The sequence below is a fragment of the Pseudomonas sp. G2-4 genome, from assembly GCF_030064125.1.
Classification (GTDB): Bacteria; Pseudomonadota; Gammaproteobacteria; order Pseudomonadales; family Pseudomonadaceae; genus Aquipseudomonas.
The window spans coordinates 4,598,694-4,617,108 of sequence record NZ_CP125957.1; the positions used below are offsets into that span (position 1 = coordinate 4,598,694).

Genomic DNA, 18,415 nt, shown 5'->3' on the forward strand with positions numbered 1-18,415 from the left:
GTTGATCGCCGATGGTCACAGATTTCGCCTACACCACAAAGTCCATGTGGGAGCGAGCCTGCTCGCGAAGAGGCCGACACCTTCAACATCGATGTCGACTGACACACCGCCATCGCGAGCAGGCTCGCTCCCACAGTTGATCGCCGATGGTCACAGATTTCGCGTAAACCACAAAGTCCATGTGTGAGCGAGCCTGCTCGCGAAGAGGCCGGCGCCTTCAACATTGATGTCGACTGACACAGCGCTTTCGCGAGCAGGCTCGCTCCCACAGGTTTTGTGTTATTCCTGAAATATTGCGTTAAAACACCTCCCCCGGCACCCGCACAAACCCTTCCATCAACACCCGTGCGCTGCGGCTCATGATGGCTTTGTTCACGGTCCATTCGCCGTTGACCTGGCTGGCCTCGGCGCCGACGCGCAAGGTGCCGGACGGGTGGCCGAAACGCACGGCGTTGCGCTCGATGCCGCCCGCTGCCAGGTTCACCAGAGTGCCGGAAATCGCTGCGGCCGTGCCGATGGCAACTGCCGCCGTGCCCATCATGGCGTGGTGCAGTTTGCCCATGGACAGCGCCCGCACCAGCAGGTCGACATCCCGGGCCGCCACGGCTTTTCCGCTGGATGAAACGTAAGCCGCAGGCGGTGCGACAAACGCCACTTTCGGCGTGTGCTGGCGCTGGGTGGCTTCGTCCAGGTGCTTGATCAAGCCCATGCGCAAGGCCCCATGGGCGCGGATAGTTTCGAACATCGCCAACGCCTTGGGATCGCCGTTGATCGCGCCCTGCAATTCGGTGCCGGTGTAACCGACGTCCCGGGCATTGATGAAGATCGTCGGGATGCCAGCGTTGATCAGGGTAGCCTTGAAGGTGCCGACACCTGGCACTTCAAGGTCGTCCACCAGGTTGCCAGTGGGGAACATCGAGCCGCTACCGCCCTCTTCCTCCGCCGCCGGGTCCATGAATTCCAACTGCACTTCGGCTGCCGGGAAGGTCACGCCGTCGAGTTCGAAATCACCGGTTTCCTGCACCGCGCCGCCAGTGATCGGCACGTGGGCGATGATGGTCTTGCCGATGTTGGCTTGCCAGATTCGCACCACAGCCACGCCGTTTTGTGGAATACGGCCGGACTCCACCAAGCCACTGCTGATGGCGAATGAACCGACCGCCGCCGACAGGTTGCCGCAGTTGCCGCTCCAGTCCACGAACGGTTTGTCGATGGACACCTGGCCGAACAGATAATCTACGTCGTGGTCGACCCGGGTGCTCTTGGACAGGATCACGGTCTTGCTGGTGCTGGACGTCGCACCGCCCATGCCGTCGATCTGCTTCTCATACGGGTCGGGGCTGCCGATCACCCGCAACAGCAAGGCATCCCGGACGGGGCCTGGGACACGGGCCGCTTCGGGCAGGTCTTGCAGGCTGAAGAACACGCCTTTGCTGGTGCCGCCACGCATGTAAGTGGCGGGAATTCTGATTTGAGGTGCGTGAGCCATGGTGCTCCTTAAGCGGACACCCACCGGTGCCCGCAGCAGTGATTTAAACGGCAACCGCCGATTCCAGGAAGTCCTGGGCAAAGCGTTGCAATACGCCACCGGCCTCGTAGATCGACACTTCTTCAGCCGTATCGAGGCGACAGGTCACCGGCACCTCGACGCGCTCGCCGTTCTTGCGAGTGATGACCAAGGTCAGCGTCGCACGCGGAGTGCGTTCGCCGATTACGTCATAGATCTCGGTGCCGTCGATGCCCAGGGTCTTGCGATCGGTCCCGGGCTTGAACTCCAGCGGCAACACGCCCATGCCCACCAGGTTGGTACGGTGGATGCGTTCGAAACCTTCGGCGGCGATCGCCTCGACACCCGCCAGGCGCACGCCCTTGGCTGCCCAGTCCCGGGACGAACCCTGGCCGTAGTCGGCGCCGGCAATGATGATCAGCGGCTGCTTGCGTTCCATGTAGGTTTCGATGGCTTCCCACATGCGCATCACTTTGCCTTCCGGCTCGACCCGGGCCAGGGAACCCTGCTTGACCTTGCCGTTTTCCTGGACCATTTCGTTGAACAGTTTCGGGTTGGCGAAGGTCGCGCGCTGCGCCGTCAAGTGGTCGCCGCGGTGGGTCGCATAGGAGTTGAAGTCTTCTTCCGGCAGGCCCATTTTCGCCAGGTATTCGCCGGCGGCGCTGTCCAGCATGATGGCGTTGGACGGCGACAGGTGGTCAGTGGTGATGTTGTCCGGCAACACCGCCAGCGGACGCATGCCCTTGAGCGGCCGCGCACCGGCCAGCGCCCCTTCCCAATAAGGCGGACGACGAATGTAGGTGCTTTGTGGGCGCCAGTCATAGAGCGGCGTGACTTTCGGCCCGGTGTCTTCCTGGATGGCGAACATCGGGATGTACACCTGGCGAAACTGCTCCGGCTTCACCGACGCCTTGACCACCGCATTGATTTCTTCGTCGCTCGGCCAGATGTCCTTGAGGCGGATTTCCCGACCGTCCACCATGCCCAGCACATCCTTCTCGATGTCGAAGCGGATGGTCCCGGCGATGGCGTAGGCCACCACCAGTGGCGGCGACGCGAGGAACGCCTGCTTGGCGTACGGGTGGATGCGCCCGTCGAAGTTGCGGTTGCCCGACAGCACAGCGGTGGCGTACAGGTCCCGGTCGATGATTTCCTGCTGGATCACCGGGTCCAGCGCGCCGGACATGCCGTTACAGGTAGTGCAGGCAAAGGCCACCACGCCGAAGCCCAGTTGCTCCAACTCTTTGGTCAGGCCGGCTTCATCCAGGTACAACGCCACGGTTTTCGAACCCGGTGCCAGGGACGACTTGACCCATGGCTTACGGGTCAGGCCAAGGCGATTGGCGTTGCGCGCCAGCAGGCCAGCGGCGATCACATTGCGCGGGTTGCTGGTGTTGGTGCAGCTGGTGATGGCGGCGATGATCACCGCGCCGTCCGGCATCTGTCCTGGCACATCGTCCCACTGACCGGAAATGCCTTTGGCGGCCAGATCCGACACCGCGACGCGGGCGTGGGGGTTGCTCGGGCCGGCCATGTTGCGCACCACCGAGGACAGGTCGAACGTCAGGCCGCGCTCATATTGCGCGCTCTTGAGGCTGTCAGCCCAAAGACCGGTCTGTTTGGCGTAGGTCTCGACCAGTTGCACCTGCTCGTCTTCGCGGCCGGTCAGCTTCAGGTAATCGATGGTCTGTTGGTCAATATGGAACATCGCCGCCGTGGCGCCGTATTCCGGGGCCATGTTGGAAATGGTCGCACGGTCGCCCAAGGTCAGGGCACTGGCCCCTTCGCCGAAAAATTCCAGCCAGGCACCGACGACTTTTTGCTTGCGCAGGAATTCGGTCAGTGCCAGCACCATGTCGGTGGCAGTGATGCCAGGTTGCAGTTGTCCGGTCAGCTCGACGCCGATGATTTCCGGCAAGCGCATCCACGAGGCGCGACCCAGCATGACGCTTTCGGCTTCCAGGCCGCCGACGCCGATGGCGATCACGCCCAGGGCATCGACGTGGGGCGTATGGCTGTCGGTACCCACACAGGTGTCGGGGAACGCCACGCCGTCACGTTGCTGGATCACCGGTGACATTTTTTCCAGGTTGATCTGGTGCATGATCCCGTTGCCCGGCGGAATCACATCGACGTTCTTGAAGGCCTTCTTGGTCCAGTTGATGAAGTGAAAGCGGTCTTCGTTGCGCCGGTCTTCGATGGCGCGGTTCTTGGCGAAGGCTTGAGGGTCGGAACCACCGCTTTCCACCGCCAGGGAGTGGTCGACGATCAGTTGGGTCGGCACCACCGGATTGACCTGCGCCGGATCACCGCCCTGCAGGGCGATGGCGTCGCGCAGGCCGGCCAGGTCCACCAGCGCGGTCTGGCCGAGGATGTCGTGGCACACCACTCGGGCCGGGAACCAGGGGAAATCCAGGTCGCGCTTGCGCTCGATCAGTTGCAGCAGTGACTCGCGTAGCGTGGCCGGGTCACAGCGACGCACCAGGTTCTCCGCCAGCACACGGGAGGTGTACGGCAGGCCGTCGTAGGCGCCGGGCCGGATGGCATCCACCGCCTCGCGAACGTCGAAATAATCCAGCGAAGTGCCGGGCAGCGGTTTGCGAAATTCTGTGTTCATCGTCAGGACTCGGTCACGGTGGTTTCAGAAGGGGCTGGCTCAGGACTTGAAGTCACCCCCGGCCACTGTGGGAGCGAGCTTGCTCGCGATAGCGGTGTATCCGTCGACATCAATGTTGAATGTCAGTGCGCAATCGCGAGCAAGCTCGCTCCCACAGGGTTTCGGGGTCATTCAGTTCCGGCGGCTAAAACCCTCCAGCTCAGCGCTGCTCGATTGGCACGAACTTGCGCTGTTCGACGCCGGTGTATTCGGCGCTCGGGCGGATGATGCGGTTGTTGGCGCGTTGTTCGAACACATGGGCGGCCCAGCCGGTCAGGCGCGAGCAGACGAAGATCGGCGTGAACAGCTTGGTCGGGATGCCCATGAAGTGGTATGTCGAGGCATGGTAGAAATCGGCGTTGGGAAACAGTTTCTTCTGCTCCCACATGGTCTTGTCGATGGCTTCGGAAACCGGAAACAGCACCGTATCGCCCACTTCGTCGGCGAGTTTTTTCGACCAGCCCTTGATCACCTCGTTACGCGGGTCGTTGTCCTTATAGATCGCGTGGCCGAAGCCCATGATCTTGTCCTTGCGCTCGAGCATCGCCAAGGTGCCCTTGACCGCCTCCTCCGGCGACTGGAAGCGCTCGATCATTGCCATTGCCGCTTCGTTGGCACCACCATGCAACGGGCCGCGCAGCGAGCCGATGGCGGCAGTGATGCAGGAAAACAGGTCCGACAGGGTGGAGGCGCAGACCCGGGCGGTGAAAGTCGAGGCGTTGAATTCGTGCTCGGCGTACAGGATCAGCGAGACGTTCATCACCTTGACGTGCAACTCGCTCGGCTTCTTGCCATGCAGCAGGTGCAGGAAATGACCGCCGATGGACGCTTCGTCGGTCACGCACTCGATGCGCTGGCCTTCGTGGCTGAAGCGATACCAGTAACACATGATCGCCGGGAACGCGGCCAGCAGGCGGTCGGTCTTGTCGTGCTGCTCGGAAAAGTCTTCCTCGGGTTCCAGGTTGCCCAGGAACGAGCAGCCGCTGCGCATCACGTCCATCGGGTGGGCGTCGGCGGGAATGCGCTCCAGCACTTCTTTCAAGGCTTGGGGCAAGTCGCGTAGCTGGCTCAGCTTGCGCATGTAGGCGTCCAGCTGTGCCTGGGTCGGCAGCTCGCCGTACAGCAGCAGGTAGGCCACTTCTTCAAATTGCGCGTCAGCCGCCAGGTCGCGAACGTCGTAGCCGCGATAGGTCAGGCCAGCGCCCGACTGGCCCACGGTGGACAATGCAGTTTGCCCGGCCACCTGGCCACGGAGCCCGGCGCCACTGAGTACTTTTGCTTCGGCCATTTGCTGTCTCCATTTTTTGAATTTGTAGGGAATCGGCAAGTTGTAGGGGATCGCGCCTTACTTCTTCGACGCGAACAACGCATCGAGCTTCTGCTCGAAGGTGTGGTAGTCGATGCGATCGTAAAGCTCCATGCGCGTTTGCATGGTGTCGATGACGTTCTGTTGCGTACCGTCGCGGCGGATCGCGGTATAGACGTTCTCGGCGGCCTTGTTCATGGCACGGAAGGCCGACAACGGGTACAGCACCAGGGACACGTCGGCACCGGCCAGCTGCTCGGTGGTGTACAACGGAGTCGCGCCGAATTCGGTGATGTTCGCCAGGATCGGCGCTCGCACGCGGCTGGCGAACAGCTTGTACATCTCCAGTTCGGTGATGGCCTCAGGGAAAATCATGTCGGCACCCGCCTCGATGCAGGCGGCGGCGCGGTCGAGAGCAGACTCCAAGCCCTCCACGGCCAGGGCATCGGTACGGGCCATGATCACGAAACTGTCGTCGGTGCGGGCATCGACGGCGGCCTTGATGCGGTCGACCATTTCCTGCTGGGAGACGATCTCTTTATTCGGACGATGACCGCAGCGCTTGGCGCCGACCTGGTCTTCGATATGAATGGCTGCCGCACCGAACTTGATCATCGACTTGACCGTACGGGCCACGTTGAACGCCGAGGAACCGAAACCGGTGTCCACGTCCACCAGCAATGGCAGGTCGCACACGTCAGTGATCCGCCGCACATCGGTCAGCACGTCATCCAGGCCGGTGATGCCCAGGTCCGGCACGCCGAGGGAACCGGCCGCCACGCCGCCGCCGGACAGGTAGATCGCCTTGAAACCGGCGCGCTTGGCCAGCAACGCGTGGTTGGCGTTGATCGTCCCCACCACTTGCAGCGGATGCTCATTGGCGACCGCATCGCGGAAACGCTGGCCTGGAGTGCTGTTGCTCATGACTCACCTCGTTCAGTGGCGCTGTCCTGAAAATGACGCGCGATGTTGCGTTTGGAGGCGCCGATGTGCCGACGCATCAATAATTCAGCCAGTTCGCCGTCGCGGTCGGCGATGGCGTCTAGAATCCGATGGTGCTCGGCAAATGCCTGGCGCGGACGGTTGGGCGTGGTGGAAAACTGGATGCGGTACATGCGCACCAGTTGATACAGCTCGCCACACAGCATTTGCGTCAGGGTGCGGTTGCCGCTGCCCTGGATGATCCGGTAGTGGAAGTCGAAATCGCCTTCCTGCTGGTAATAGCCGACGCCGGCCTGGAACGCCGCATCGCGCTCGTGGGTTTCCAGAACCCGGCGCAGCTCGTCGATTTCTTCCAGGGTCATGCGTTCGGCCGCCAGGCGGCAGGCCATGCCTTCGAGGGACTCACGGATTTCATAGAGTTCCAGCAGCTCGGCGTGGCTCAGGGACACCACTCGGGCCCCGACGTGGGGAATGCGCACCAGCAAGCGCTGGCCTTCCAGGCGATGGATCGCCTCGCGCAGCGGCCCGCGGCTGATGCCGTAGGTGCGTGCGAGCTCGGGCTCGGAGATCTTGCTGCCGGGGGCGATCTCGCCTTTGACGATGGCGGCCTGGATACGTCGAAAGACATTCTCGGAAAGGGTTTCCGAGTCATCTTGGACCATCACCGGGGATTCGAGCTGATCGAGCATATTGTCGACACCTTTAAAATCAATACAGCAAAAACTACCCAATAAGCCCGTAAACGTCAAAGATAAAATCAACATTGTCGACAATCGTCTAATAAGAGCAGCAGTCATAACCGATCTATTGATTGACTCGTAGCGTCGGGCCAGCGGTGGCGTCAGAAAACCACCGTGCTAGAATGCCGCGCGATTTGCCGCTCTCCTTTTATAGGGAAGGCTGCCCAGGGAGCTTGTGCAGTAATGCCAGGGCCTGAACCGATAAACGGAACGCTGCGCACCAGGATCTATGACACTCAAGCCCTTATCTGCTGTTCTATATTTCATGTGCCTGCCGGGGCTTGCTGCGGCGGGCGAAAAAACTGTGTACGGTCTCAATGAATACGCAGCCCTGCAGGGCATCGACCTGGAGGTCGCCGCCAAGCTTGACACCGGTGCCAAGACCGCTTCGCTCAGCGCTCGCGACATCAAGCGTTTCAAGCGCAACGGCGAATCCTGGGTGCGCTTTTACCTGGCCATCGACGCGGCCCACTCTCACCCCATCGAACGCCCGCTGGCCCGCGTCAGCAAGATCAAGCGCCGTGCCGGAGACTACGACCCGGAAGAAGGCAAGAATTACACGGCGCGGCCGGTCATCGAGCTGGACATCTGCATGGGTTCGGCCCTACGCAGCATCGAAGTGAACCTGACCGACCGTAGCGCCTTCCAATACCCGTTACTGATCGGCTCCGAGGCGCTCAAGCGCTTCGACGCGCTGGTCGACCCCAGTCTTAAATACGCTGCCGGCAAACCCGCCTGCGCCAATGCCGCTCAAACCGCAGAGTAATTCCAATGCGCTCCCTTACCCTCCATCTGAAAATGCTGATCGCCATCCTGGTGGCGGTGGGCCTGTCGGTGACGGCCTATCAGATTTTCGTGCTCGGCATTCCGGTGACCGAAGACGCCACCGACGACTTGTGGAACATCGACGCCAAGGTCGAGTTCGTGCCCAATGCCAAGGATCCGGTAAAGATCCAGATGTTCGTGCCGCCCCTGAGCCGCGACTACGTCAGCCTCAACGAGAGCTTCATTTCCAACAACTACGGTGTAGCGGTGAACCGGGTCGACGGTAACCGCAAGGTGACGTGGTCGGCCCGTCGCGCCAAAGGCAACCAGACGCTGTATTACCGGCTGGTGTTGACCAAGCGCTACACCGCCGAAAAAACCAAGGTCAAGGGCCCGACCTTCCGCGACAGCATCGCCGTCGAAGGCCCGGAGAAGCTGGCCGCCGAAGCCCTGCTCGCGCCGATCCGCCAGCACTCGGCCGACGTCGAGACGTTCATCAGCGAGGCCATCAAGCGCGTCAACAACCTCAACGACGACAACGTCAAGCTGCTATTGGCCGGCGATCCCTCATCCGCCAACAAGGCCCGGATCGTCGAATTGGTCCTCTCCATCGCCCACGTGCCGGTGGAAAAGGTCCACACCATCCGCCTGGTCGCCGATCAACCACAGACACCTGAACTGTGGTTGCGCAGTTTCAACGGCGCCGACTGGCTGTACTTCAACCCGGACAGCGGCGAACAGGGGCTGCCCACCGACCGCCTGCTGTGGTGGACCGGCGATGAAAACCTGATCACCGTCGATGGCGGCAAGAAAGCCACCGTCACCTTCACCATGAACAACAGCGAAATGAACGCCATTCGCCTGGCCAAGCTGACGGACGAGAACACCGACGCCAACTTCCTCGAGTACTCGCTCTACGGCCTGCCGCTGCAAACCCAGCAGACCTTCATGATCATGGTGATGATCCCGATCGGCGTGCTGGTGATCCTGGTGCTGCGCAACCTGATCGGCCTGCAGACCCTCGGGACCTTTACCCCGGTGCTGATCGCCCTCGCCTTCCGGGAAACCCAACTGGGCTTCGGGATCATCCTGTTCACGGTGATCACGACACTGGGCCTGTCGCTGCGTTCGTACCTGGAACACCTCAAGCTGCAGATGCTGCCGAGGCTTTCGGTGGTGCTGACGTTCGTGGTGGTGCTGATCGCCGCCATCAGCCTGTTCAGCCACAAGCTGGGCCTGGAGCGGGGCCTGTCGGTGGCGCTGTTCCCGATGGTGATCCTGACCATGACCATCGAACGCCTGTCCATCACCTGGGAAGAACGCGGCGCCGGCCACGCGATGAAAGTCGCCATCGGCACCTTGTTCGCCGCCGCCCTGGCGCACCTGATCATGAGCGTGCCGGAGTTGGTGTACTTCGTGTTCACCTTCCCGGCGATCCTGCTGATCCTGGTGGGCTTCATGCTGGCCATGGGTCGTTATCGCGGCTATCGCCTGACCGAGCTGGTGCGGTTCAAGGCCTTCCTCAAGGCTGACTCGTAATGTTCGGCCTCTGGAAGACCTGGAAGGCCCTGGAAGCCCGGGGCATCATGGGCATCAACCGGCGCAATGCCGACTACGTGCTCAAGTACAACAAGCGCAGCCTGTACCCCATCGTCGATGACAAGATCATCACCAAGGAACGGGCCATCGCTGCCGGCATCCACGTGCCGGAACTGTACGGGGTAATCTCCACCGAGAAGGAAATCGACAAGCTCGATGCGATCATCGGTGGACGTACCGATTTCGTGATCAAGCCGGCCCAGGGCGCGGGCGGCGACGGCATCATCGTGATCGCCGACCGCTTCGAGGGGCGTTATCGCACGGTGTCCGGCAAGATCATCAGCCACGAGGAAATCGAGCACCACGTTTCCAGCATCCTCACCGGCTTGTACTCCTTGGGCGGGCACCGTGACCGGGCGCTGATCGAGTACCGCGTGACGCCGGACCAGATCTTCAAGAGCATCAGCTATGAAGGCGTGCCGGACATCCGCATCATCGTGTTGATGGGCTATCCGGTGATGGCCATGCTGCGCTTGCCAACGCGTCAATCCGGCGGCAAGGCCAACCTGCACCAGGGCGCCATCGGCGTGGGTGTCGACCTCGCCACCGGCCTGACCCTGCGCGGCACCTGGCTGAACAACATCATTACCAAACACCCCGACACCACCAACGCGGTGGACGGTGTCCAGCTCCCCTACTGGGACGGGTTCATGAAGCTGGCCGCCGGTTGCTATGAGCTGTGCGGGCTGGGCTACATCGGCGTCGACATGGTGCTGGACCAGGAGAAAGGTCCGTTGATCCTGGAACTGAACGCCAGGCCGGGGCTGAACATCCAGATCGCCAACGATTGCGGCCTGACCCTGCGCACCCACGCCGTGGAAGCACGCCTGGAAGAGCTCAAGGCCCGTGGCGTCGTTGAAACCGTGGAAGAACGCGTAGCGTTTGCCCAGGAGTTGTTTGGGCATATTCCGCCGGTTGAAGGCTGAGGGCTGAAACTGAGGTTTGACGTTTGCCCCTGTGGCGAGGGAGCTTGCTCCCGCTGGGGTGCGAAGTACCCCTCAAAACCCGGCACCACGCTGCATCAGGCTGACCTCGTTCAACTGCTTGGGGCTGCTGCGCAACCCAGCGGGAGCAAGCTCCCTCGCCACATGGTGTTCACACCCAAATATTTTCGATAACCCCCATACTTGCTCATCTCCGACATCCCTCTAGGAGCAAATCCTACAGAGGGATTACAATCGCCACCCCGCCTCAACGGCTGACCCGCCCCGCCATGCCAACCTGCTTCGTACACCCGTTGCCCTACCGCGCCAACCCTGCCGAGTATTTCGCGGCGATCCGCCATGCCCCCGGTAGCGTGCTGCTCGACAGCGGCCGGCCGAGCGCCGAACGCGGTCGTTATGACCTGCTCAGCGCCTGGCCGCTGGAGCAGCTGGCGGTGCAACCGGACGAGAACGGTGGCGATTTCCTTCAACGCTTACGCACTCAACTGACACAGCTGGGGCATGCAGTCTTGCCAGACATGGTGCAATTGCCCTTCGCCGGTGGCCTGATCGGCTACTTGAGCTACGACTTCGGCCGACACCTCGAAGCCCTGCCGTCCCACGCCAAAGACGACCTGCAACTGCCCGATGCGCGTTTCGGTGTGTACGACTGGGCGATGGTCACCGATCATCAGGCCGGCACCAGCCAACTGGTGTTCCATCCCCATTGTGGCGAAGGCGAACGCCAGCGCCTGATCGCGCTGTTCAGCCAGCCGGCCGTGTTACCCATGGCCGCCTTCAGCCTTCAAGGCACCATGACGCCTGACCTCAGCGCCGAAGCTTATCGACAGGCGTTCGAACGTATCCAGGCGTATATCCAGGCCGGCGACTGCTACCAGGTCAACTTTGCCCAGCGTTTTCGCGCGTCCTGTGAAGGCGACGCCTGGGTCGCCTACCAGGCGCTGCGGGCGGCTTGCCCGACGCCATTCTCAGGCTTCCAGAGCCTGCCGGATGGCGGTGCGGTGCTGAGTCTGTCGCCGGAACGCTTCGTCAAGGTCAGCCAGGGCCACGTGGAAACCCGACCCATCAAGGGCACCCGCCCCCGGGGCACTACGCCTGGCGAAGACGCGGTCTACGCCGCCGAACTGCTGGCCAGCCCCAAGGATCGGGCGGAAAACCTGATGATCGTCGACCTGCTGCGCAATGACCTGGGCCGCACCTGCCGTATCGGTTCGGTGCGGGTGCCGGAGTTGTTCAGCCTGGAAAGCTACCCGAACGTGCATCACCTGGTCAGCAGCGTGACCGGCGAGCTGGCCGACGAGAAGGATGCCCTGGACCTGATCGCCGGCAGCTTCCCTGGCGGCTCGATCACCGGCGCCCCGAAAATCCGCGCCATGCAGATCATCGACGAACTCGAGCCGACCCGGCGCGGGCTGTATTGTGGCTCGTTGCTGTACCTGGACGTGCGCGGGGAAATGGACAGTTCCATCGCCATCCGCAGTTTGCTGGTCAAGGATGGCCAGGTGTGTTGCTGGGGCGGCGGCGGGATTGTCGCGGACTCGGATTGGCAGGCGGAATACCAGGAGTCGATTACCAAGGTCAGGGTGCTGCTGGAAACCTTGCAGAATTTGTAACCGTTCCCCTTGTGGGAGCTTGCTCGCGATTGCGTTGGGTCAGCAGCATTTGAATCGACTGGCATACCGCTATCGCGAGCAAGCTCGCTCCCACAGGGGATAGTGGTTTACAGGACCAAGGTCCGGTTCGAAGCCTTGATGAATTCCTGCTTCAACTCGGCAAAACTGTGCACCGCCGGGAATTGCGGGAACTCACGGATCACATTCTCAGGCGCATGAAACAGAATCCCGGCGTCGGCTTCGCCCAGCATCGTGGTGTCGTTGTAGGAGTCCCCCGCCGCAACCACGCGGTAGTACAGGCTCTTGAAAGCCAGGACCGACTGGCGCTTGGGATCTTTCTGGCGTAGCTGGTACCCGGTCACCCGCCCGCTGTCATCGGTAATCAATCGATGGCAGAGCAAAGTCGGGAAACCGAGTTGACGCATCAAGGGTTGGGAAAATTCATAGAATGTGTCGGAAAGGATCACCACCTGGAAACGCTCGCGCAGCCAGTCGACGAACTCGATAGCGCCATCCAGCGGCTTGAGCGTGGCGATGACTTCCTGGATATCGGACAGCTTGAGGCCGTGTTCATCGAGGATGCGCAACCGTTGCTTCATCAGCACGTCATAGTCGGGAATGTCCCGAGTGGTTGCCCTGAGGGATTCAATCCCGGTTTTTTCAGCGAAGGCGATCCAGATTTCCGGGACCAGCACACCTTCCAGGTCGAGACAGGCAATTTCCACAAGACACTCCCATTTTTTGATATTTATCGGTTGAGCGAATAAAAGGCCTGCCGACTCTAGCCATTCGCCGGAGGCTGCGCAACGCACAGGAGCGCGCCAGCCTCGACAGCTTTTGTTACCATCAGCCCATATAGAGCGCCCAGCGCCACCGACCTGTAGGAAACCGCCCTGATGAGCCCATCGTTTGACGTCGTGGAACTCGCCACGACCTATGCCAACAAGTCCCCGCAGGACATCCTCAAATTGGCCTTCGCCGAGTTCGGCGATGACCTGTGGATATCTTTTAGCGGCGCCGAAGACGTGGTGCTGGTGGACATGGCCTGGAAGCTGAACAAGAACGTCAAGGTATTCAGCCTCGATACCGGTCGCCTGCACCCGGAAACCTACCGTTTCATCGACCAGGTGCGCGAGCACTACAAGATCGAGATCGAACTGGTTTCGCCGGACTACACGAAACTTGAACCCTTCGTGAAGGAAAAAGGCCTGTTCAGCTTCTACAAGGACGGCCACGGCGAGTGCTGCGGCATCCGCAAGATCGAGCCGCTGCGGCGCAAGCTCAGCGATGTCCGCGCCTGGGCCACCGGCCAGCGCCGCGACCAGAGCCCCGGTACCCGCAGCCAGGTGGCCGTGCTGGAAATCGACACGGCGTTTTCCACCCCGGAGCGCACCCTGTACAAGTTCAACCCGCTGTCGCAGATGACCAGTGAAGAAGTCTGGGGTTACATCCGCATGCTGGAGCTGCCTTACAACAGCCTGCATGAACGCGGCTTCATCAGCATTGGTTGCGAGCCCTGCACCCGCCCAGTACTGCCAAACCAGCACGAACGCGAAGGGCGTTGGTGGTGGGAAGAAGCCACGCAGAAAGAATGCGGGCTGCACGCCGGCAATATCATCAGCAAATCCAAGGCTTGAGAAAACCGCTGCGTCGTGAAGCCTGGGGCCGCTTTATTTTTCGTTGGAAAGGACAGCTCATGCGAATTCTCGTGGTCAACGTCAACACCACCGAATCCATCACCCAGGCCATCGCCCGCCAAGCCCAAGCCGTGGCGGCGCCGGGCACCGAGATCATCGGGCTCACGCCGTTTTTCGGCGCCGACTCCATCGAAGGCAACTTTGAAAGCTACCTGGCAGCCATTGCGGTGATGGACCGGGTGATGTCCTACGATCAGCCGTTCGACGCGGTGATCCAGGCCGGCTACGGCGAACATGGCCGAGAAGGCTTGCAGGAACTGCTGAATGTGCCGGTGGTGGACATTACCGACGCCGGCGCCAGCACCGCCATGTTCCTGGGCCACGCCTATTCGGTGGTCACCACCCTGGACCGCACCGTGCCGCTGATCGAAGACCGCCTCAAATTGTCCGGCCTGTTCGACCGCTGCGCCTCGGTACGGGCCAGTGGCCTGGCGGTGCTGGAGCTTGAGCAGGACCCGCAACGGGCGGTTGAAGCCATCGTGCGCCAGGCCGAACTGGCGGTCAGCCAGGACAAGGCCGAGGTGATCTGCCTGGGGTGCGGCGGCATGGCCGGGCTCGATGAGCAGATCCGCCAGCGCACCGGGGTGCCAGTGGTCGATGGTGTGACCGCTGCGGTGACCATTGCCGAATCCCTGGTGCGGCTGGGGTTGTCGACCTCGAAAGTGCGCACCTATGCGACGCCTCGGCCCAAGACCATCATTGGTTGGCCGGGGCTGTTGGGGCGGTGAGCATTATTTTCTAAACTGCGTGATCCTATCGCGAGCAAGCTCGCTCCCACATTGGTTTTGCGGCGAGCACACATTTTGTGAACACTAAAATCCATGTGGGAGCGAGCTTGCTCGCGATGAGGGCAACGCGGTACTCGGCCAACCTCAAACCGCGCTAAACCGCTCCCCCAACCCCTGCGCGGCAAACTGCTCAATGATGAAATCCACAAACGCCCGGGTCTTGCCCGGTAAGAGTTTGTGCTCAGCGTAATAGATGGAAATGTTGCCATCGTCGACGTACCAGTCCGGCAGCACCCGTTGCAACACGCCGGATTCCAGGTAGGAAACGGCGAACGGCATGCTCACCAGGGCGATGCCCAGCCCTTGGGCTGCGGTGGCGCAGGCCGCTTCCGAATCGCTCATGGTCATACGGGCCTTAAGCATGAGCGGGCTGTGTTGCCGGGTGCGGCTGGTCAGTTGCCAGGAACGAATACGCCCAGTCTGGGGCGAGCGGATCAGGATGCCGTGGTGGTGCGCCAAATCCTCCGGCTCGATCAGCGGCCCATGGTGTTGCAGATAGTCTGTTGAGGCGACCAGCACCCGATGGGCCACCGTCAACTTGCGCGCCACCACACCCAAGGGCAACTCAAAACCACCCCCGATGGCGGCATCGAAGCCTTGGCCGATCAGGTCCACCTGGCGGTTATCGAAATGCCAGTCCGGATTGATCGCCGGGTAACGTTGCAAAAACTCCCCCAGTAACGGCACGACATACAATCGACCGAACGCCGTGCCCATGCTCACCTTCAGCGTCCCTGCCGGCTGCCCACTGGCACTGGCCAGGTTGGCGACGGCGTTCTGGATGGTATTGAAACTGCTGCTGACTTCCCTCAAGAACAGCTGGCCGGCTTCAGTCAGGGCCAGGCTACGGGTGCTACGCTGGAACAGCCGGACGCCCATCCGCGCTTCGAGCTTGGCCACGCTTTTACCCACCGCCGCCGGGGTCACGCTCAAGCGCCGCGCAGCCTCGGCAAAGCTGCCGACTTCGGCGCTGCGCACAAAGCATTCGATACTGCTAAAGGTTTCCATCGGCGCCACTCTAAACTTTTGGTTTACACAGACTGTATCAATAAGCGTCTACACAGCCGAGAACCATTTCCCGATACTCCGTCCATCAACCGCGGCATCTCGCCTCGGCACACTTGGAGAACACCATGAGCACGCAAACATTGAGCGGTAAAGTCGCCTTGATCCAAGGCGGTTCTCGCGGCATCGGCGCCGCCATCGTCAAACGCCTCGCAGCAGAAGGCGCCGCGGTGGCCTTCACCTACGTCAGCTCTGCCGCAAAGTCTGAAGAACTGCAAAACAGCATTACCGCAACGGGCGGCAAGGCCTTGGCGATCAAGGCCGACAGCGCCGACGCCGACGCCATCCGCAATGCCGTCGCTGCCACGGTCGAGGCCTTCGGCCGGTTGGACATCCTGGTCAACAATGCCGGCGTGCTGGCCATGGCACCGCTGGACGAATTCAAACTCGAAGACTTCGACCAGACCCTGGCGATCAACGTGCGCAGCGTGTTCGTCGCCACCCAGGCCGCCGCGCGACACATGACCGAAGGTGGTCGGGTCATCAACATCGGCAGCACCAACGCCGACCGCATGCCCTTCGCCGGTGGCGCGCCTTACGCCATGAGCAAATCCGCGCTGGTGGGCCTGACCAAAGGCCTGGCCCGTGACCTCGGCCCGCGGGGCATCACCGTCAACAATGTGCAGCCCGGCCCAGTGGACACCGACATGAACCCGGCCGACAGCGACTTCGCCTCCAGCCTGATGTCGCTGATGGCGATCGGGCGCTACGGCAACGTCGACGAAATCGCCAGCTTCGTTGCCTATCTGGCAGGGCCGGAAGCCGGCTACATCACCGGCGCCAGCCTGACCATCGACGGTGGTTTCGGCGCCTGATCAGGCATGAAAAACGCCGATCATGGCTTCAACCCATGTGGCGAGGGAGCTTACTCCCGCCGGGCTGCGCAGCAGCCCTTTTTTAGGCCCACTCCAATTCCGGCAAGCCACAAAGGCCTGGCTGGAACATCTTCAAGGAGCGAATGATCCCGTCGGCATGGGCGTATTTTTCGTCAGCCATGGCTGAATCCGGAATGGCAATGGCGGTCATGCCGGCGGCTTTTGCAGCCGTCACACCGAACGGTGAATCCTCGAACACCAGGCAGTCGCGCGGAGCAACGCCCAGGCGGCGTGCGGCAGTGAGGAAGATATCCGGCGCCGGTTTCGCCGCAGTGACTTCAGGGTCGTCCGCCGTCACGATGAAGTCGAACAGCGCGAACCAGTCCCGGTGCAAGGTAGTTTTAAGCGCAAACGACTGGCTCGACGAACTGGTGCCCACCGCTATCGGAACGCCACTGGCCTTCAGGTGCCGCACCAGCTCCTCGGCGCCCGGCATTGCCAGCGCATGGGGAAAGCGCTCACGCATCAGCGGCTCACGAATCACCAGGAACTCCTCGGGAGTGATCGGCAACTCCAGCGCCTGGACCACATAACGGGCCAGATCCCCGGCACCACGACCGATGATGTTCTGCTTGACGCTCCAGTCGAACGTGCGCCCGTAGCGCTCGGCGATGATGGAGGTGACCTCGGTGTAAATCCCCTCGGTGTCCAGCAGCAGCCCATCCATGTCGAAAATTACAGCCTTGATCGGGCCAAACTCTTTCAGCGGTGCATTCATCGCATCTGATCCGTTATCAACACAACATTCCAGGGATGGCTCAGGTGCGGCCAGGTCAGTGTGTTCGCCTTAAAGGATTCAGCAGGATAACGAGGGGCGCTTGGAACAGGCAACGAGAAATCTGTATGTCGGACATTTCTTTGGCGAGGAAGCAAGTTTCCGCGCCAAAGAAAGCGCAGCATCAAGTCATGGCCGGGTCGCTACTGACTCGATCCGCTGGATCCACTCGAACCACTGCTTGAGCTACCGCCGCTGTCGCTGGTCCCGGCTCCGGTTCCGCTGCTGGAAGAATCGCCGCCCATGGAACTGCCACCGCTCGTTGAACCACTTCCCGTACCCGGGCTGGTGCTGCTGCCACTGGCGTCGCTGCCGTTGCCGCCCTCCACGGAGCCCGGCGGCAAGGCATTCCCGGATGGCGAACTGGAGCCCGCCTCCATCTCGGTGGACGGTGGCATCCCGCCTTTATCCACAGGAGGGTTACTGCTTGAGGACTGTGCGCCAACAGCCACTGAGCTGAGCGAAAGAACGCCGGCAAGTGTCAACGCCGTCACGGTGAACTTCATCATGGTGAGTCTCCTTTTCAAGATACCTACCTGATGTGTGGCAACCGTGGCTGGTCGATGGTGCCGCGAAATCGACGAGCGGACCCGTTATCAGCTCGGCTTGCCTGAAGCATCGTCACCGGCGATGTCCGGGTCATCCGGGGTCGCCTCGACATCTTCATCGTCGCTGGGCACCTGCTCTACACCAGCCTCGTCGTCAGGCGGACGCTGGTCGCGGCTCAGGGAGTCGGTCGGTGATGGCAGCGGGTACTCCGGGGTTTCATCGTCGTCGGGGACAGGAAAATCGGCAGTCATATAACCTCCTGGCAGGCGGGATCACCTGTCATGCAGTTCGAGGACGAGAAGCATCAGCTTGAGCGGCTTCAATCGTAGGACTCGTCCTCAAGCTCAGCGTCCTCATCCTCGATCAAGGGCACCTGGGCGTCATCCATCAGGGACCCGGGGTCTTCATTGCCCGGGTCGTTGACGCCCGGATCATTGATGAAGGGAACGCCCGTCGGACCTTTTTCTTCCTTGCCTTCAGTTTCCGGCGTCATGGCACACCTCGCGATTGCTGATGGATGTATGAATTCGAGGCGGGCAGCGGCCAATCGTTCCAGTTATATGCTCAAGAAAAAACCCGGCACATGGCCGGGTC

At 61.5% G+C, this 18,415-nt stretch carries 18 protein-coding genes; 8 read left to right on the top strand and 10 right to left on the bottom strand.

Annotated features, from left to right (window positions below; genetic code table 11):
• Positions 1-298 precede the first annotated feature (298 nt).
• The 5 genes from prpF to QNH97_RS19925 form a co-directional block, all read right to left on the bottom strand.
• A complete protein-coding gene (gene prpF / locus QNH97_RS19905) occupies positions 299-1,489 on the bottom strand; it encodes a 2-methylaconitate cis-trans isomerase PrpF (RefSeq protein ID WP_283553552.1) in 1,191 nt (396 codons plus the stop codon).
• Between the two features lie 43 nt (positions 1,490-1,532).
• Complete coding sequence (gene acnD / locus QNH97_RS19910) at positions 1,533-4,124, bottom strand: Fe/S-dependent 2-methylisocitrate dehydratase AcnD (RefSeq protein WP_283553553.1); 2,592 nt, start codon at positions 4,122-4,124, stop codon at positions 1,533-1,535.
• 199 nt (positions 4,125-4,323) lie between these two features.
• Entirely contained in the window at positions 4,324-5,451 is a 1,128-nt protein-coding gene (gene prpC, locus QNH97_RS19915) for a bifunctional 2-methylcitrate synthase/citrate synthase (protein ID WP_283553554.1), read from the bottom strand.
• A gap of 57 nt (positions 5,452-5,508) precedes the next feature.
• On the bottom strand, positions 5,509-6,393 hold the full coding sequence (prpB, locus tag QNH97_RS19920; protein WP_025214773.1) for a methylisocitrate lyase: 885 nt from the start codon (positions 6,391-6,393) through the stop codon (positions 5,509-5,511).
• The gene (locus QNH97_RS19925; RefSeq protein WP_283553555.1) at positions 6,390-7,100 is read right to left on the bottom strand and encodes a GntR family transcriptional regulator; all 711 of its coding nucleotides are present in this window, start codon (positions 7,098-7,100) and stop codon (positions 6,390-6,392) included. Before QNH97_RS19925 ends, prpB begins: the two co-directional genes overlap by 4 nt.
• Before the next feature lie 280 nt (positions 7,101-7,380).
• Here QNH97_RS19925 and rloA point away from each other — a divergent pair, with 280 nt between their 5' ends.
• The 4 genes from rloA (at position 7,381) to pabB (ending at position 12,072) form a co-directional block, all read left to right on the top strand.
• Positions 7,381-7,917, top strand: coding sequence for a retropepsin-like aspartic peptidase RloA (gene rloA / locus QNH97_RS19930; RefSeq protein ID WP_283553556.1), 537 nt, complete (start codon positions 7,381-7,383; stop codon positions 7,915-7,917).
• A 5-nt stretch (positions 7,918-7,922) separates the two neighbouring features.
• Positions 7,923-9,455, top strand: coding sequence for an osmotic stress tolerance membrane protein RloB (gene rloB / locus QNH97_RS19935; protein WP_283553557.1), 1,533 nt, complete (start codon positions 7,923-7,925; stop codon positions 9,453-9,455).
• On the top strand, positions 9,455-10,441 hold the full coding sequence (locus QNH97_RS19940) for an alpha-L-glutamate ligase-like protein (protein WP_283553558.1): 987 nt from the start codon (positions 9,455-9,457) through the stop codon (positions 10,439-10,441). Before rloB ends, QNH97_RS19940 begins: the two co-directional genes overlap by 1 nt.
• Positions 10,442-10,728: 287 nt before the next feature.
• Positions 10,729-12,072: an aminodeoxychorismate synthase component I gene (gene pabB / locus QNH97_RS19945; protein ID WP_283553559.1), complete on the top strand. Its 1,344-nt coding sequence runs from the start codon at positions 10,729-10,731 to the stop codon at positions 12,070-12,072.
• Between the two features lie 107 nt (positions 12,073-12,179).
• On the opposite strand, the gene thrH is transcribed toward pabB, so the two are convergent.
• Entirely contained in the window at positions 12,180-12,797 is a 618-nt protein-coding gene (thrH, locus tag QNH97_RS19950) for a bifunctional phosphoserine phosphatase/homoserine phosphotransferase ThrH (protein WP_283553560.1), read from the bottom strand.
• Between the two features lie 171 nt (positions 12,798-12,968).
• Here thrH and QNH97_RS19955 point away from each other — a divergent pair, with 171 nt between their 5' ends.
• Both QNH97_RS19955 and QNH97_RS19960 read left to right on the top strand, forming a co-directional pair.
• A complete protein-coding gene (locus QNH97_RS19955) occupies positions 12,969-13,709 on the top strand; it encodes a phosphoadenylyl-sulfate reductase (RefSeq protein ID WP_025214780.1) in 741 nt (246 codons plus the stop codon).
• Positions 13,710-13,768: 59 nt separating this feature from the next.
• Positions 13,769-14,497: an aspartate/glutamate racemase family protein gene (locus tag QNH97_RS19960; protein ID WP_283553561.1), complete on the top strand. Its 729-nt coding sequence runs from the start codon at positions 13,769-13,771 to the stop codon at positions 14,495-14,497.
• 144 nt (positions 14,498-14,641) lie between these two features.
• On the opposite strand, the gene QNH97_RS19965 is transcribed toward QNH97_RS19960, so the two are convergent.
• The gene (locus tag QNH97_RS19965; RefSeq protein WP_283553562.1) at positions 14,642-15,565 is read right to left on the bottom strand and encodes a LysR family transcriptional regulator; all 924 of its coding nucleotides are present in this window, start codon (positions 15,563-15,565) and stop codon (positions 14,642-14,644) included.
• A 125-nt stretch (positions 15,566-15,690) separates the two neighbouring features.
• Between QNH97_RS19965 and QNH97_RS19970 the strand changes: the two genes are divergently transcribed.
• The gene (locus tag QNH97_RS19970) at positions 15,691-16,437 is read left to right on the top strand and encodes a 3-oxoacyl-ACP reductase family protein (RefSeq protein WP_283553563.1); all 747 of its coding nucleotides are present in this window, start codon (positions 15,691-15,693) and stop codon (positions 16,435-16,437) included.
• An 82-nt stretch (positions 16,438-16,519) separates the two neighbouring features.
• Here QNH97_RS19970 and QNH97_RS19975 read toward each other — a convergent pair whose 3' ends face one another.
• Positions 16,520-17,215: an HAD-IA family hydrolase gene (locus QNH97_RS19975; protein WP_283553564.1), complete on the bottom strand. Its 696-nt coding sequence runs from the start codon at positions 17,213-17,215 to the stop codon at positions 16,520-16,522.
• Between the two features lie 300 nt (positions 17,216-17,515).
• On the opposite strand from QNH97_RS19975, the gene QNH97_RS19980 reads away from it, so the two are divergent.
• Entirely contained in the window at positions 17,516-17,812 is a 297-nt protein-coding gene (locus QNH97_RS19980; RefSeq protein ID WP_283553565.1) for a hypothetical protein, read from the top strand.
• 56 nt (positions 17,813-17,868) lie between these two features.
• Here QNH97_RS19980 and QNH97_RS19985 read toward each other — a convergent pair whose 3' ends face one another.
• Together QNH97_RS19985 and QNH97_RS19990 are read right to left on the bottom strand one after the other, a co-directional pair.
• The gene (locus QNH97_RS19985) at positions 17,869-18,072 is read right to left on the bottom strand and encodes a hypothetical protein (RefSeq protein ID WP_283553566.1); all 204 of its coding nucleotides are present in this window, start codon (positions 18,070-18,072) and stop codon (positions 17,869-17,871) included.
• Between the two features lie 68 nt (positions 18,073-18,140).
• Positions 18,141-18,314 (bottom strand): hypothetical protein, encoded by a 174-nt coding sequence (locus QNH97_RS19990; protein WP_283553567.1) that lies wholly within the window; start codon positions 18,312-18,314, stop codon positions 18,141-18,143.
• Positions 18,315-18,415: the final 101 nt, after the last annotated feature.

Bases quoted from the DNA above. Each gene is read 5' to 3' on its own strand.
- prpF (WP_283553552.1), bottom strand. From the start codon at position 1,489: ATGGCTCACGCACCTCAAATCAGAATTCCCGCCACTTACATGCGTGGC.
- acnD (WP_283553553.1), bottom strand. From the start codon at position 4,124: ATGAACACAGAATTTCGCAAACCGCTGCCCGGCACTTCGCTGGATTAT.
- prpC (WP_283553554.1), bottom strand. From the start codon at position 5,451: ATGGCCGAAGCAAAAGTACTCAGTGGCGCCGGGCTCCGTGGCCAGGTG.
- prpB (WP_025214773.1), bottom strand. From the start codon at position 6,393: ATGAGCAACAGCACTCCAGGCCAGCGTTTCCGCGATGCGGTCGCCAAT.
- QNH97_RS19925 (WP_283553555.1), bottom strand. From the start codon at position 7,100: ATGCTCGATCAGCTCGAATCCCCGGTGATGGTCCAAGATGACTCGGAA.
- rloA (WP_283553556.1), top strand. From the start codon at position 7,381: ATGACACTCAAGCCCTTATCTGCTGTTCTATATTTCATGTGCCTGCCG.
- rloB (WP_283553557.1), top strand. From the start codon at position 7,923: ATGCGCTCCCTTACCCTCCATCTGAAAATGCTGATCGCCATCCTGGTG.
- QNH97_RS19940 (WP_283553558.1), top strand. From the start codon at position 9,455: ATGTTCGGCCTCTGGAAGACCTGGAAGGCCCTGGAAGCCCGGGGCATC.
- pabB (WP_283553559.1), top strand. From the start codon at position 10,729: ATGCCAACCTGCTTCGTACACCCGTTGCCCTACCGCGCCAACCCTGCC.
- QNH97_RS19955 (WP_025214780.1), top strand. From the start codon at position 12,969: ATGAGCCCATCGTTTGACGTCGTGGAACTCGCCACGACCTATGCCAAC.
- QNH97_RS19960 (WP_283553561.1), top strand. From the start codon at position 13,769: ATGCGAATTCTCGTGGTCAACGTCAACACCACCGAATCCATCACCCAG.
- QNH97_RS19965 (WP_283553562.1), bottom strand. From the start codon at position 15,565: ATGGAAACCTTTAGCAGTATCGAATGCTTTGTGCGCAGCGCCGAAGTC.
- QNH97_RS19970 (WP_283553563.1), top strand. From the start codon at position 15,691: ATGAGCACGCAAACATTGAGCGGTAAAGTCGCCTTGATCCAAGGCGGT.
- QNH97_RS19975 (WP_283553564.1), bottom strand. From the start codon at position 17,215: ATGAATGCACCGCTGAAAGAGTTTGGCCCGATCAAGGCTGTAATTTTC.
- QNH97_RS19980 (WP_283553565.1), top strand. From the start codon at position 17,516: ATGGAACTGCCACCGCTCGTTGAACCACTTCCCGTACCCGGGCTGGTG.
- QNH97_RS19985 (WP_283553566.1), bottom strand. From the start codon at position 18,072: ATGACTGCCGATTTTCCTGTCCCCGACGACGATGAAACCCCGGAGTAC.
- QNH97_RS19990 (WP_283553567.1), bottom strand. From the start codon at position 18,314: ATGACGCCGGAAACTGAAGGCAAGGAAGAAAAAGGTCCGACGGGCGTT.